13 protein-coding genes are annotated in these 13,207 nt (G+C 43.6%); 5 read left to right on the top strand and 8 right to left on the bottom strand.

Annotation, left to right across the window (positions count from 1 at the left end; genetic code table 11):
* Positions 1 to 30 precede the first annotated feature (30 nt).
* Positions 31 to 1,041, top strand: coding sequence for a 3-deoxy-7-phosphoheptulonate synthase (locus ACOOFG_RS04840; RefSeq protein ID WP_420422511.1), 1,011 nt, complete (start codon positions 31 to 33; stop codon positions 1,039 to 1,041).
* A 7-nt stretch (positions 1,042 to 1,048) separates the two neighbouring features.
* Here the strand turns inward: ACOOFG_RS04840 and ACOOFG_RS04835 are convergent, their stop codons facing one another.
* Positions 1,049 to 1,444, bottom strand: a complete 396-nt coding sequence (locus ACOOFG_RS04835) for a hypothetical protein (RefSeq protein WP_420422510.1) — start codon at positions 1,442 to 1,444, stop codon at positions 1,049 to 1,051.
* Between the two features lie 36 nt (positions 1,445 to 1,480).
* Between ACOOFG_RS04835 and ACOOFG_RS04830 the strand changes: the two genes are divergently transcribed.
* Together ACOOFG_RS04830 and ACOOFG_RS04825 are read left to right on the top strand one after the other, a co-directional pair.
* The gene (locus tag ACOOFG_RS04830) at positions 1,481 to 1,669 is read left to right on the top strand and encodes a hypothetical protein (protein WP_420422509.1); all 189 of its coding nucleotides are present in this window, start codon (positions 1,481 to 1,483) and stop codon (positions 1,667 to 1,669) included.
* A 220-nt stretch (positions 1,670 to 1,889) separates the two neighbouring features.
* Entirely contained in the window at positions 1,890 to 3,179 is a 1,290-nt protein-coding gene (locus ACOOFG_RS04825; RefSeq protein ID WP_420422508.1) for an MFS transporter, read from the top strand.
* Here ACOOFG_RS04825 and ACOOFG_RS04820 read toward each other — a convergent pair.
* Complete coding sequence (locus ACOOFG_RS04820) at positions 3,172 to 3,552, bottom strand: hypothetical protein (protein WP_420422507.1); 381 nt, start codon at positions 3,550 to 3,552, stop codon at positions 3,172 to 3,174. The genes ACOOFG_RS04825 and ACOOFG_RS04820 overlap by 8 nt on opposite strands.
* Positions 3,553 to 3,658: 106 nt before the next feature.
* Between ACOOFG_RS04820 and ACOOFG_RS04815 the strand changes: the two genes are divergently transcribed.
* Positions 3,659 to 4,171, top strand: coding sequence for an NUDIX hydrolase (locus tag ACOOFG_RS04815; protein ID WP_420422506.1), 513 nt, complete (start codon positions 3,659 to 3,661; stop codon positions 4,169 to 4,171).
* A 122-nt stretch (positions 4,172 to 4,293) separates the two neighbouring features.
* Positions 4,294 to 5,982, top strand: a complete 1,689-nt coding sequence (locus ACOOFG_RS04810) for a hypothetical protein (protein ID WP_420422505.1) — start codon at positions 4,294 to 4,296, stop codon at positions 5,980 to 5,982.
* Between the two features lie 85 nt (positions 5,983 to 6,067).
* Here ACOOFG_RS04810 and ACOOFG_RS04805 read toward each other — a convergent pair whose 3' ends face one another.
* The 6 genes from ACOOFG_RS04805 to ACOOFG_RS04780 all read right to left on the bottom strand — a co-directional run bounded on the left by ACOOFG_RS04805 (position 6,068) and on the right by ACOOFG_RS04780 (position 13,205).
* A complete protein-coding gene (locus tag ACOOFG_RS04805) occupies positions 6,068 to 7,456 on the bottom strand; it encodes a hypothetical protein (RefSeq protein WP_420422504.1) in 1,389 nt (462 codons plus the stop codon).
* 136 nt (positions 7,457 to 7,592) lie between these two features.
* A complete protein-coding gene (fumC, locus tag ACOOFG_RS04800; protein ID WP_420422503.1) occupies positions 7,593 to 8,972 on the bottom strand; it encodes a class II fumarate hydratase in 1,380 nt (459 codons plus the stop codon).
* Between the two features lie 71 nt (positions 8,973 to 9,043).
* On the bottom strand, positions 9,044 to 10,099 hold the full coding sequence (locus ACOOFG_RS04795) for a hypothetical protein (RefSeq protein ID WP_420422502.1): 1,056 nt from the start codon (positions 10,097 to 10,099) through the stop codon (positions 9,044 to 9,046).
* A 126-nt stretch (positions 10,100 to 10,225) separates the two neighbouring features.
* Complete coding sequence (locus tag ACOOFG_RS04790) at positions 10,226 to 10,648, bottom strand: ATP synthase subunit C (RefSeq protein WP_420422501.1); 423 nt, start codon at positions 10,646 to 10,648, stop codon at positions 10,226 to 10,228.
* Between the two features lie 2 nt (positions 10,649 to 10,650).
* Positions 10,651 to 12,579, bottom strand: coding sequence for a V-type ATP synthase subunit I (locus tag ACOOFG_RS04785; protein WP_420422500.1), 1,929 nt, complete (start codon positions 12,577 to 12,579; stop codon positions 10,651 to 10,653).
* The gene (locus ACOOFG_RS04780; RefSeq protein ID WP_420422499.1) at positions 12,576 to 13,205 is read right to left on the bottom strand and encodes a V-type ATP synthase subunit D; all 630 of its coding nucleotides are present in this window, start codon (positions 13,203 to 13,205) and stop codon (positions 12,576 to 12,578) included. Before ACOOFG_RS04780 ends, ACOOFG_RS04785 begins: the two co-directional genes overlap by 4 nt.
* Between the last annotated feature and the right edge of the window lie 2 nt (positions 13,206 to 13,207).

Raw genomic sequence — 13,207 nt, 5'->3', positions numbered from 1 at the left:
TGACATTAAACCATTTTTTTCACTAGTGATATGTCATCTCTATTAAGCCCACTTCCAACTCCTTCTGAAATCGAAAACGACTATCCCCTATCTCCTCATTATAAGCAAATGATTCGTCATAACCGCAAGGTTGCGGAAAACATCCTCCGCGGAGAAGACGAGCGGTTCATTATCTTTGCAGGTCCCTGCTCAATTCACGATGAGGACATCGCTTTGCAGTATGCCTCAGAACTCAAAAAGCTCTCTGAAAAAGTCGACGATCGGATTTTCCTCATCATGCGAGTCTTTCTCGAAAAACCTCGGACTCAGTTTGGATGGAAAGGGTTTCTCTACGATCCCGATTTAGATGGCACAAATCAAATCGATAAAGGACTCACTTCCTCTCGAAAACTGCTACTCGAGCTTATGAAGTTTGAAATCCCCATTGCCACCGAGTTTCTCGACCCTTTTCTCCTTCATTACCATCATGAATTTTTCACCTGGGGAATTGTAGGCGCGCGCACCTCTGCCTCACAAGTGCACCGGCAAATGGCTTCTCATCTCAACATGCCTGTTGGATTTAAAAATGAAACAGATGGAACTTTAGACAATGCGATTTGTGGCGCTCTTGCCGCAAGGCACCCCCAAACGTCGATTGGAATTGACAACGAGGGACGGATCTCTACCATCTTATCTCAAGGGAATCCCTATACCCACCTTATATTACGCGGCTCAACAGAACATCCCAACTACGACGAACTCTCTGTTTCAGAAGCCATCCAACGCCAAAGAGTTTTTGGTCTTAGTACTCCCCTCGTCGTAGACTGCGCCCACGGAAACTCGCAAAAAAATCCCAAAAAACAAATCGATGTGTTCCATTCTGTTCTCGACCAAATCATGGAAGGAAACCACATCATTGTTGGTTCCATGCTAGAGAGCCATCTCCAGGAAGGCCATGCCATTTCGATCACTGATCCTTGTCTTGATTGGAAAACAACAGAAGATCTCATCCTCAAAGCTCACTCCTCTCTGACCTCTGTCCTCACCGCTAAGAGGGCATAGTCGAGGATTATCTTGGTTTAACCTCAAGATAATCCTTGGATGTGATTTGGGCATCGGCTTCATAAACACTATCAAGGTTGATTAAAATGGGATCATCACTGGTTCCTATCCTAATGATGCGTGAATGTAAATCCCAAGGCTTGTCCCAAACCAAATCTTGCGGTGGGGTTATCCAAGAAGTTCCGTCATCTAACTCGATGACATACTCTAATTTCTCCTCACTATAAAACCAATAAGACACTGTTTTGATATGTTGGGTCAAGGATCGAATCCTAGGCAAATCAACTGGCAACTGAGCATCATTTACCCAAAGAGCTACTGCCAATAATTCTCCGTCTTCAAAAACAAGTGAAAAATAATTATCTCCGACAATATTTACATTTCCCGATTCAGGTTCAATCAACTCTTCGCAAAACGAGGCATTATCGCAGTGTATTGTATGCGTGGCATACAAACCGTTGTCAAAGTCCATGCAATGCCTTATACACCAGAAGTCGCTCAATACCTTGCTGAGTGGCTCAAGAGGACAGACCTCTCCTGGTGGATAGATCTCGACACTACTTCGAACTATTTTCACAGAACTCTGACTGTCAAAGACGACTTCAGAAGCTTGCAATTGCTTTGCTAACAAAAGAGTAGCACAAACGCACAAGAATTGAAAAATTCTCAAACTTGGATACCTAAACATTTTCATTTCAACTTGATTTAAAATTTTCCCTAAAGGAAAAATATTGCCGAGTTAGAAACTTTTTTTTCAATCTAAAAACTCCATTTGAACTTGCTTTCCTACTTGAACATCTCTTGCTACAAGAGTTGTTAATATATCCAATTACAGCTAAATAGAAGTTATGTCGAAAACGAAAGAGCTAACAGATTATTTAGCGCACCCTCGTCCTGTCATGGCTTGGACCATTCTGATCCTGAGTATTGTGTTCAATGGCTATGCCATGACACTCCAATTGACAACAGTTGAGCTCTCAGAAAAGCTGTCAGATCTTTTTCAGATTCCCGTGCCCCAGCTGACCTACACTCAAAACGCATTTTTCTATGCTTTTTTCCTCATGCAAATTCCTGTCGGAATTTTAGTTGATCGCTTTGGATCACGAAAGATTCCTTCACTCGCTATCTTAACTTGCGCAGCAGGTGCCCTTGTCTTTTCTTTCAGCCAATCGCTACTCATGGTCGGGGTTGGCAGAGCTTTAATGGGGATAGGAGGCTCATTCGCCTTCTTAAACGGTCTTAAAATTGTTTCGAACTGGTTTTATTCGAAACGGTTTGCCTTCATGTTAGGAATGTTCATCGGACTCTCAGTGCTTAGCATGATTATCTTAGGAGAATCCATGCTCAGCCTTCAAGACGCATTAGGGTGGAGACAAGCTCTTCTCGTTTTCAGCCTGATTGGATTGATTTTAGGTTGCCTTTTCTTTTTCATTGTCCAGGATGCACCCGGGGCAGGTTTCAGTGTGCACACAGGTCAGCAACGAGCAACATTTGGGTATTTCATTCGTAAAGTCTTTCAAAATGGGCAAAACTGGATCGTCTCTTTAACTGCTGGTTTTGTGATTGGACCTCTCTTTGCGTTTCGCACCACTTGGTCGAAAGAGTTTCTTTTGCTCACTTACCGCTTTTCTGAGACGACAGCAGAATTGATGAATATGTTCTTCCTCGCCGGATATGCCATTGGAGCCCCGTTTTTTGCGAGAATTTCAACTTCAATTCGGCGCCGTAAACTCTTCATCGTTTGGGGCATTGTCGGAGCGATTCTCATGCTCCTTTTAATCATTTATCCTCCCTACCTCGGCGTTCAGTCTCTTGCCATTTGTTATGTCATTTTGGGACTCTCAGTTTCGACAATCAATTTGGGATACGTCATTGTTCATGAACTCAACGTTCCTCGCATTGGCACAACAGCGCTGGGAATTTCAAACGTGTTTTTTGGAGCTTTTTGTGCTATCAGCCAAATTCTCATTGTGACATTGTTCCAGATAGGTCTGCTGAAATCCTACGAAATCGCCTCTTCGGCAAGCATGCAGATCTCACTTCTTCGCATCCCCATCTATCTCTTTATTGGCCTTATCTTTTCACTTTTCATTAAAGAAACACGCGCCAAGCAACTTTATAGCTACGACGTCACTTAATTTCTGCTTCGGGCTCTTCAAGGGTGATAAGGTCAGTCCAGAGAATTTGCTTCCACTCTTTAAGAACCTTTCCATTTGTATCGACAATTTCTGCTTTATAGGTAAGCAACCCCTCTTTTTCAAAGTACTCCTCATTAAGCAAAGAATAGGTCACCACTCCACGACGTCGATCGACGGGATAGGTGAAGGTGGCATGTGAATAGTCACGGTAAAGAATGCTCAGCTGAAGCTGGAGGGACTGATCCATCGCTTCGGGAGGGAGACGCCATTCAATTGTGAGCTCTTGTCCCCTTGGAGGATTATCCTGCCTAGGATCCGGGCTTCCCACAAAAGTGCTGGCAAGTTGATCCCGATCGACATACTCCCGCTTCACTGTGACATAATACTTCTCACATCCAGAGAAAAAAACTAAGGCCAGAATAAGAAAACAGAATTGACGGACTAGGATCATATTCAGTAAACTAGAATGAAAAAAAACTATGATGGATCATTCAAACGAAAGTGTCAATGGGATCCTCTTCTCAAAGGATCGGTCCCAAATCCTACTTATCAAGCGACGTGATGTCCCCGTCTGGGTCCTTCCAGGAGGAGGCATTGAAGCTGGTGAATCTCCTGAAAGTGCTGTCTTACGCGAAATGGAAGAAGAGACAGGACTCAAGGTTAAAATCATCCGGAAAATCGCCGAATATACCCCCTTATGCCGTCTCGCTCGCTTCACTCATTTCTACGAGTGTGAAACAGTCGAAGGCTCCCTTCAAACCGGCGATGAAACTAGGGATATTAAATTCTTTTCTTTAAAAGAGCTCCCTAAGAAGCTGCCTCCCCCTTACCCTGATTGGATCAAGGATGCTGCAAGCTCAAAACCGTTTCTTTTAAAAAAAGAGATTACAAGTGTGACTTACTCCGTGATGCTAAAAAATTTAATTTTGCACCCACATCTTGTCATCCGTTTTCTACTTACAAAAATTGGTATTACGTTTAACGCCAATTAAAAATTAAAAAGCCTAATAAAAAATCATTTCTATTATACATAATTGATTTTAATGCAGCAGTTAATTGTTTTGTAATTATAAAAAAGCTATAATTATTACATAATTATGGGAAAGCTAGGCTTATGTCAAATTACGAACAATTACCAGATCACATTCCTTTTCGGCACAAACCACAAGAATTTTTTGAGACGTTAAAAACGCTCAGCGAATCGGATACCGACTCCTATTTTTATGCCGATCGCAGCGGTCTAAAAACTGTGGGTATGGTTGCCATGGTCTTTGAAAAGATCATTGGTTTTTTTGGAGGAAAAGATCACACCTCACAGGCCAATGTCGAAGTTGCACTCGCCAAATTCTTAACCTATGGTCACATTCAAGGATATACGAAACATGAAGCTTTTCAACCGTGGTTAGCAAAGCTTAAAGAGCGTACTCAAGGAGTTCACTTATCAACGAATATGGCAGCGATTCTGAACCTCCTTGATAAAAACAGAGGTGATGTCAAAGGTGGACTTCAAGGCCATCTCATGGGGCTTTGTGCTCACCATGGAAACAAAGTCAATGCTCTAGGTGGAAAAACAAAAATTAAGGACGGTTCTCATCCAGATTTTGGCCGTACCCCCTTTATCCTAGCCGATCGAGCACTCTCCAAAGGTCAATTCGATCAAGCTGTTCAGTATGCTGAAAATGCCTATATCCTTGGAGACAATTACTGCGACGTTCTCTCTCTATTCTTACGTATTGGTGATAAGATCCCTCATCGCAATGATAAACTGATAGAGAGGCTCAAAGAATTCAAAGCACACACGCTCGATAAAGGGCAAGACGAGAGAGCACTCAGATTCGACCGTATTTTGAAACGGATTGAACCCGAAGCACCTCCTGAAACTAATTCTCACATCCTTCTTCGCTTCTCTCGCGCAGCAGCAGCTTTAGGCAGTACCCAAGAAGCACTTGGCTACTGTGAACAAGCAAAACTCCTAGGTGCTGATGTGACATATGAAAAACGTGACCTCTACTTATCACTACATGAAAAAGCCATCGATGACCGCCGCCCTGTTGATACATTAAACTATTATCTCTTGGCTATCGAATGTGGAGCTCCCCAAGATTCGAAAAAACTCGCAGACCTTTACCTCAAGGCTGCAGAAGATCTAACACATGCGGAGCGAGCCAAAACAGGCTGGCGTGTGGAGCGTCATTTCGGTCCTGCCATCAACTACTTCGAAAAAGCCATTGAGCTCTATAAAAAAGAGAATGTGATGCTAGATAAACTTTTCGATGGCAACTGGCTCATGACCTATCTTGAAGCTCTCCAATGTGAAGGCCAAGTAGAGCGTGGCATCACGATGGTGACACAGTTTGCAGATTCGCTAAGCGAATTTAGCCGAGAATCTCAACAGTTCCATCAGCAGATTCACAAAGAGCAACGTATAGCACACATAAAAGCTAAAAAAGGGTTCATCCTCAAAGCGATTCGTCTCTATGAAACTGCGATGCACATTGACCCAAAAAACGGGGAGCACCCGTTTAAAATGGCCAATTTATACGACTATCTCAATTTCGAATCGGAAACACGTGAAACGTTCTCTTTATTCTTGAAGGCAGCAAAATGTGACCCCACCAATAAATACTATAAAATTGGTGTGATTGTTGCTGGGCGTTCACAAAATAAAACGATCCCAGAGTGGTGTATAGCTGGCTATAGTGGAATCGAAAGTCAAAATATTGAAAGCTGGTTTACGATGGGTGAGCGGTTCCAACAAGGAAAAGTTAGACCTTCTGGGCGATTAGAGCCCATTACAGATTAAAAAGTTCTTCTTATATTCTCTCTTCGTGGATTGTAGACCGGGCTGTTTCTCCGCAGCCCGGTCTCTTTTTTGAGCACATTTACCCTTAGCTAGCTTGCTGGTGCTGCTGACGGTAAACTCTCATGAACTCGTCGTACACACGGTTATCGACGCGATCTCGGAATCCACCAAATGTTGCTTCGTAAGATGGAGCAGAAGGCTGCGGCATCGTGAAGACAGGTGGGTGGAATGAGAGGTTATACGGATCAGAAAGCGTTGGGTAAGCCGATGGAGGCTGCCCAATCAGTGCACGGTAAGCATTGGTGTGGAGCAATCTCAAGTGGTTGTAGAAAGGAAGCAATTGAGCATCGCGATCGTAACGGATCTGGCTCAAGTACTGGTCTCTTTCTTTTTCAACACCTTCGCGCTGGACTTGGAAAGGATAGCTAATGGCTGCTCTTCCTAGGTCACGAAGTTGTCTTGCTTCAGCAAGCTTCTGATCAAACTCACGAGAAGCAGCGCTTCTTTCTTCTGGAGCTAACCCAAAGAGGGCTTCAGATTTATCCTTTTCGACTTGATCTTTGTAAGAATTGTACGTTTCGTTGACAACCGATAGAGCTGCACTTTTATTCTTCTCAATTGTGCAAATTTGATCATATGCTTTGTCTTTCACTTGCTTTTCTTGATCAAGTCTTCGTTTTTCAATTGATGCAAAGGCATTCACAAACTTGTCATGCTCACCAATGTAAAACTGCAGCTGAGTCACATGGTGAGGATGCAGCTTAGCATAGGAGAAAACGTGTGGACAAAGTGGGCCATCTACAGCAACTTGTTGAATGATGGCTAGCTGCTCTTTAACGTCTCCGCCACGCTCAAACGAACGAGCCAGGTTGTGGAAGTAAACGTTGTACATTCCTTGCATCTCTGTTGACGTCATGATCGAAGAAAAAGCACAAGGATGGGCCTTACCTGTTCTATCAAGTCGCATTGCATGCAAGAGACCCTCTTCAAAAGCCACCTTACGCTGATTTGCAATCGCAACAGGAAGGTCAAGACTCCACTGAGTCATTTGATTTGAAGCTTGATATCCACGGTAAAATCCAAGAACTGAACCAACCAGTGATGTCACCCCTAAAATCCCTGCTAAGATACCACCTGCAGAGGCAGCTAAGAAAGCTGATCCAATGAGTCCAATAACGCCTGCTCCACCGAGTGTGAACATCTCAGCACGACGAGACTGCCAGAAATCAACTTTTTCTTGTCTCACTTGCGCATTGAGCGTCTTCACTTTCACAACGTTGTCAATTGTCGAAAGGGTGTGTCTTTGTGTATGGTTTTGAAGGACACGCTCATGCATATTCTTCATCGCCTGTGTCACCTGCGCATCATACGCTGGCTCACGGTCAAAAAATGAAACTTCTACTTCACTAGCATCTTCAAAATCGTAGCCTTCAAAAGCGTCTACGCCGCCTACGGCAAAATCTATTCCTTCCATTCAAGCACCTACCTTTGGGTTGTCATGCTATAAAAATCGGGAGAATAGTCTCATTTTAAAGGATATAAAGCAATTCAAAAGTTTACTTACATCAAGCGTACCTATCTAGCGAAATAGGTCCTACTCCTGGGTATTGTCAGTGCCCAAGCATCTTGGCAGGGTCGACGACCTTATCAAATTCTTCTTCGGTGAGGAAGCCGAGCTCAAGAGCTGCCTCTTTGAGGGTCTTGTGCTCGTTGTAGGCTTTTTTGGCAATCTGAGCTGCCTTATCATACCCAATAACAGGATTGAGAGCTGTGACAAGCATAAGAGAGCTGTTTAAGTGCTCTTTAATTCTAGGCAGGTTTGGCTCAATGCCTTTGACACATTTTTCATAGAAATTGACCGCACTGTCGCCAAGCAATTGAATCGACTGAAGTAAATTGTAAATGATCACTGGACGAAACACGTTAAGTTGGAAGTTACCTTGTGAACAAGCAATCCCCACTGCCGCGTCATTTCCAAGAACTTGAACAGCCACCATCGTTAAGGATTCACATTGAGTGGAGTTCACCTTCCCGGGCATGATAGATGAGCCTGGCTCGTTGGCAGGAATCTTGATCTCTCCTATCCCACAACGAGGACCTGAGGCAAGCCATGCAACGTCATTGGCAATTTTCATGAACGAGCATGCAAGCCGTTTCATTGCTCCACTCATTTCGGCCATGGAATCATCAGCCGAAAGCGCTTCAAACTTATTCGGAGCTGAAACAAATTGAACACCTGTGATTTCTGAAATGACTTCTGCAACTCTCTTTGCATATTTGGGGTGAGAGTTAAGCCCTGTTCCAACAGCCGTTCCCCCTAGTGCGATTTCAGAAAGATGAGGCAAGGCATTTTTGATGGCTTGAATCCCATGTTCCACTTGCGATGCGTAACCTGAAAACTCTTGGCCAAGAGTCACAGGAGTCGCATCCATTAAATGGGTGCGGCCAATCTTGACCACATCCTTGAACTCCTCTGCTTTTTTCTTTAGGCCACTTAGAAAAATTTCCAAATTGGGAATGAGCACGTTGAGAATTTTGAGACATGCCGCAATGTGCATTGCAGTTGGAAACGTGTCATTTGAGGACTGTGATTTATTGACATCGTCATTGGGATGGATAGGATCTTTCGAGCCAATTTTTCCTCCAGCAAGCTCAATAGCGTAATTGCTGATGACTTCATTGACATTCATGTTGGTGTGAGTGCCTGAACCTGTCTGCCAAACAACTAGAGGAAAATGATCGTCAAGCTCCCCTGCTATGATCTTGTCTGCTGCACGAACAATGAGGTCTTTTTTCTCAGTTGGGAGGAGGCCTAGTTCTTCATTAACGATAGCCGACGCCTTTTTGACAATGGCTTGGGCATGGACAACTTCAATCGGAATTTTCTCCCCAGCATTGGGAAAATTATTCCGCGAACGCTCTGTTTGCGCGCCCCAATAACGGTCTTCAGGAACTTCAACTGTGCCTAATGAATCGGTTTCTTCTCTCATCAACTAATCCTCTGTATGTATCCAATGTATATTGAATTAGAGGATTGTTGACAATTCATATAGGCAAGGGTTTATGTCGGTATTGTGTCTGGGCGACCTCTAAACACCCCTTTCTGTACATCAGGTTTAGCCCAATTTTGAAATCGACTATCACTCATATGAGGAAAAATGTCTCTGAATTGGTTGCAAAAGTAATTGTAGTACTGACGCCACTTATATTGCTTTGTCCCTTCCTTAAAGAACGGAGTTTCTAGTTCGGTATTGATGACTATCTTTCGCGCATCGCTATCAAAATATTCTAATGCGGAAAAAGGGTAGAAACCCGCTGTTGCAGGGTGAGGACACCAATACTGCATGGAACGAATCATATGGTACATTTGTGTCATGTTGAAAAACTTCCAACAATACTTTCCGTTTACTGGCTTCCCACGTTGGTTTTCCAATAGACGAACTATCTCTGCCATCTCACCATTTCCTTCCTTTCTGAGCTCTTTCATAAAGATCTGAATTTCTTGAACCATAACCTCCATGAAGTCGTCAACAAGCTGAATCATTTCTGTTGTTTCCCAAAGCTTAGCTGCTTGGCTGTTGTAAGATGCTTGATTCTCACTTATCGTGTGAAAATCATCTTTGAGGGCATTATCTTCTAATTTTTTGCGAATCGCATTTGCAGCTGCTCGCCGCTTTTTATCAATTTCATCGAGTGTTTCTGATTCCACCTTGGGAATCTCAACGGTAATTTCTACGGTTTCGATTGTTATTGTCTCCTCATCGGAAACTTTTCCAATATAATCCGCTACAATTTGTTGCCTTTCGCCAATGGCTGGATCGAGCCGCATGGCAAAGGATTTGGCAATGTATCCTAAGATAATTCCTGGTATGTAGGTGACAATCGCAATCGCTGTCAGAAGATATTCAAGCCCTTGCCCCCATCGGCTTTCGTGATGGACTTGAGGAAAGAACGCTGTATCCTCAGAAACTTTTTTATCTATGATGCTATAAAGACGTCCCTTTCCCCCAGAAAAGTAAAGGACGGGCAAGAAGAAAAGATCTGCAGCAATTTCGATGTATCCCTTCTTTTGATCTGAAATAATTGTGTGACAAAGAACATTTGAATATGGTTCCATAGCAATCTCCCTTTTAAAGGCTGGAAATCGTACAAATGCGATTCTTTTAAATCAATTAAATTGGAATAAAAAAGTTTTATTACTTTTGAGATTCACAGAGGCTTTTAAACCTCTGTGAATAAGCGCTTAGATCAGCATGAGAGCGAAAACGAAGGCAAAGAGGGAGAAAGATTCGACAATCCCAAGCGCGGTAAAGCACTTACCATAGACGCTAGGTTGTTTTGCCGAGGCTTGAATTCCCGTTGCCGCACACATCCCTTGGTAGATCGATGACAGCATAATCGCCATTCCGACAGATGCGCCAATTGCAATTCCATTAACAGGCGTTAGTGTTTTCGCTACAATCGCGTTTTTCATGAGTAGCATGAGTACGAAGGCATAGATCGCTTGCGATGAAGGAAGAACTGACATCCCAATAAATTTACCGTGGTTTTCATCGACGCGACTCATCACGCCATGGGAGGCCATTCCGGCAATACCGCATCCAATCGCGCTCCCGATACAGCCAAGTGCTAAGACAAGCACAGGCCCAATCATATCAAAGCTCATAGTTATTCTCCTCTGACTTTCAGTAACTTTAACGGGTTAAATAATTTGCCACCTCCACCGAAACAATGATGGTACCACTCAATAAAGTTGAGACGCAGCCCGTGAATGGTGCCTCCAATAATTCCGACAGCAATGTTTGTCGTATGGCCTAAAAGGATCACAAAAAATCCTGCAGCAAATCCTAATCTTTCTCCCATTCCATTGAACGTCTCAGCAAGAATCATTCCAGCAAGTCCAAGTGCGTATAAACGGAGGTATGAGAGGATGTCGGCAAAGATCTCAATGGGTTTCATGAGTTCGATGAGACCTTTGACCCGGTTTTGGATGAGTGCCAAGACAAGCGCAAGGCCCAATCCTCCCCATAGGAGTTGCAGTCCAACTTCAAATGCTGTGTGTTTTGGGATCCAGTGCATGAAGTGGATAATAGAGGTGGCGTCCAAAACCTGTGGAAAGTAAAGATAGCCACCTATAATGGCAAAGACCCACCCTACCCCAGCAAAATTGCGCAGGACGTGTTTTAATAAGGAGAGGCAAATATGGACGATCCCCACAAGGAGCGCAAACTCCATGAAAATGCTATCGCGGAACTCATCGTAGACAGCATATTTCACCCGTCCACCCGGTTCGATTTTCGTCCCCTTTTGAAGGAATTCTTCGCTTGAGGAGATCCCTTCTAACTGGGGGAAAACTGCGATGTTTTCTTTGTAGGTTGCATCCTGATGTTTAATAATATATTCGGCTTTTTTCACAGCCATCACGTGAATCATGGAAACTTTATTGACTGGATTTTTGGGCTCAACATAGATTCCAAAATACGAACCTGCCAAAACTCCCCAGACGATCACACTGATGGATAAGACGGTCAATAAACGGACGAACCGTTTGATACTGGCGCGCGCATTGGCAGTCTTTTTGCGTAAAAAGAGCGCCAGTGCGAGATAGATAAAGCCATAGCCTGCATCGGAAATGATCATTGCGTAAAAGACTGCAAAAGCCCAGAAAACCCAAGTAGAGGGATCTTTATCATCTGCTGCAGGAGTGTCGTAAATATGAACGAGGTCTTCACCGACCTTACCAAAGCCCGAGTTTTCCATATAGGTGGGAACTCGATCGGTTTTTTCAATGGCGATTTCTTCTGCATGAATCCCAAGTCCTTCTAGGAGAGGAAAGAGGCTATGCAGGCGGTTTTCTGGAACCCATGCTTCGACGGCAAATAGGGTCTCATTCATGTGGCTGTCCACTTCTTTTTGAGCCACTGCTAAGCGATAATGGTTGAGCTCATGAACCAGATGCTCTTTTAAAAAAGTGAGATAAGCGCAATCTTCTTTTAGCTCTTTTTCGCAATTTTTGATCGATTCTTGGACATGAGAAAGTTCCCGTTCAAGGGTCGAGAGCGATTTTTCAATGTGCATTTCGATCATTCCTGGAAATGTCTCCACACGGTCACTGACACTCATGTAATAGTCCATGTCATATTCGGTGCTGAGAAAGATCAGTTCGTCAGGAACAACCATCTTCTTTGCTTTAGACTTCTTGACGCAGAAAAACTGGACATGTTTCTTTCCTTCTCGCTCAATCTCTCTGACTTCATCGATGGAAAAATCTCCGAGTGGCATCAACCGGGAAATCTCGGCTCGCATCATCCGCTCTTCCTCTACAAGCCGTTCTAACCACTCCTTATTCTCTACAACAGTTTTGGCAAGCTTAAGAGCGTCGAGATCTTTGACTAAACCAGCTTGCTTGACAGATGGCATTTTGCTTAAAATCTTGATGGCTTTAACAAGCTTTTGTTGCTCTTCAGGAAGTTCGTGTGCCCTCTTGCCTGCTCCGTTGATAAACTCGATAAACCCTTTTTTCTGAGCCCGCTCAAAGAAGACTTGCAAGTCTTCATTCACCCCAATAAAGATGTACTTTTTCACTGGAATGATCATGCCGACTCCTGCTCTTCTTGCTTTTGCTTACGCAAAATGATTTTGTTTTTAGCAACTTTTGCCTGAGCAACAGAAGCCAGCTCCTGATCCCCTAAAAAGACCTTAATCTTTTTGATATTTGCTTGGGTCCGTGGAATCATCACTTTTTCAAAGAGATTCACCCGAATGGATACTTCTCTAAGTTCTTTTTCTAATATGGCTTTTTTTTCCTCAGCAACGTGGATCTTTTCTTTCGCAATCACAAGAGAGCGCAAGAGAGCTAAGGCATCATCAACCCAAAGGGGTGTGTCAAAAAGTGCATAGTTGGGCTGTTTAAAACGAACGTCTTCGAAATGGGGAATCTCAGCTCCAGCGATATTTTCATACCGCTTTTCAACCTCAAGCACAACTGTCCCATCAAAAAGAGGCAGCGCCTCAGGGTCAGTCAAGAGAGACTGAAAGGTTTCATTTTCCTTTTTCTCCTCAAGATAGGCCTGAGTCAAACCTTCAATCTCATAGATCGCATTGTTCACTTCAAGCTGGAGCATCGCTTTCTTGAGCTGCAAAGTCGGAAGATACTTTTGCAACTGATTCAGCCGATACTGCTGATCCCTGAGTTCGTTTTTGGTCAGTTTGATTTGTGCCACGC

The organism is Simkania sp. (assembly GCF_965215465.1).
Classification (GTDB): Bacteria; Chlamydiota; Chlamydiia; order Chlamydiales; family Simkaniaceae; genus Simkania.
The sequence above is the reverse complement of the archived record's forward strand: the minus strand, read 5'-3'. Positions and strand labels throughout refer to the sequence as shown.

Coding starts and splice junctions, on each gene's coding strand:
- ACOOFG_RS04825 (WP_420422508.1), top strand. CDS start 1,890: ATGTCGAAAACGAAAGAGCTAACAGATTATTTAGCGCACCCTCGTCCT.
- ACOOFG_RS04830 (WP_420422509.1), top strand. CDS start 1,481: ATGCGTGGCATACAAACCGTTGTCAAAGTCCATGCAATGCCTTATACA.
- ACOOFG_RS04790 (WP_420422501.1), bottom strand. CDS start 10,648: ATGAGCTTTGATATGATTGGGCCTGTGCTTGTCTTAGCACTTGGCTGT.
- ACOOFG_RS04815 (WP_420422506.1), top strand. CDS start 3,659: ATGATGGATCATTCAAACGAAAGTGTCAATGGGATCCTCTTCTCAAAG.
- ACOOFG_RS04805 (WP_420422504.1), bottom strand. CDS start 7,456: ATGGAAGGAATAGATTTTGCCGTAGGCGGCGTAGACGCTTTTGAAGGC.
- fumC (WP_420422503.1), bottom strand. CDS start 8,972: ATGAGAGAAGAAACCGATTCATTAGGCACAGTTGAAGTTCCTGAAGAC.
- ACOOFG_RS04840 (WP_420422511.1), top strand. CDS start 31: ATGTCATCTCTATTAAGCCCACTTCCAACTCCTTCTGAAATCGAAAAC.
- ACOOFG_RS04785 (WP_420422500.1), bottom strand. CDS start 12,579: ATGATCATTCCAGTGAAAAAGTACATCTTTATTGGGGTGAATGAAGAC.
- ACOOFG_RS04795 (WP_420422502.1), bottom strand. CDS start 10,099: ATGGAACCATATTCAAATGTTCTTTGTCACACAATTATTTCAGATCAA.
- ACOOFG_RS04810 (WP_420422505.1), top strand. CDS start 4,294: ATGTCAAATTACGAACAATTACCAGATCACATTCCTTTTCGGCACAAA.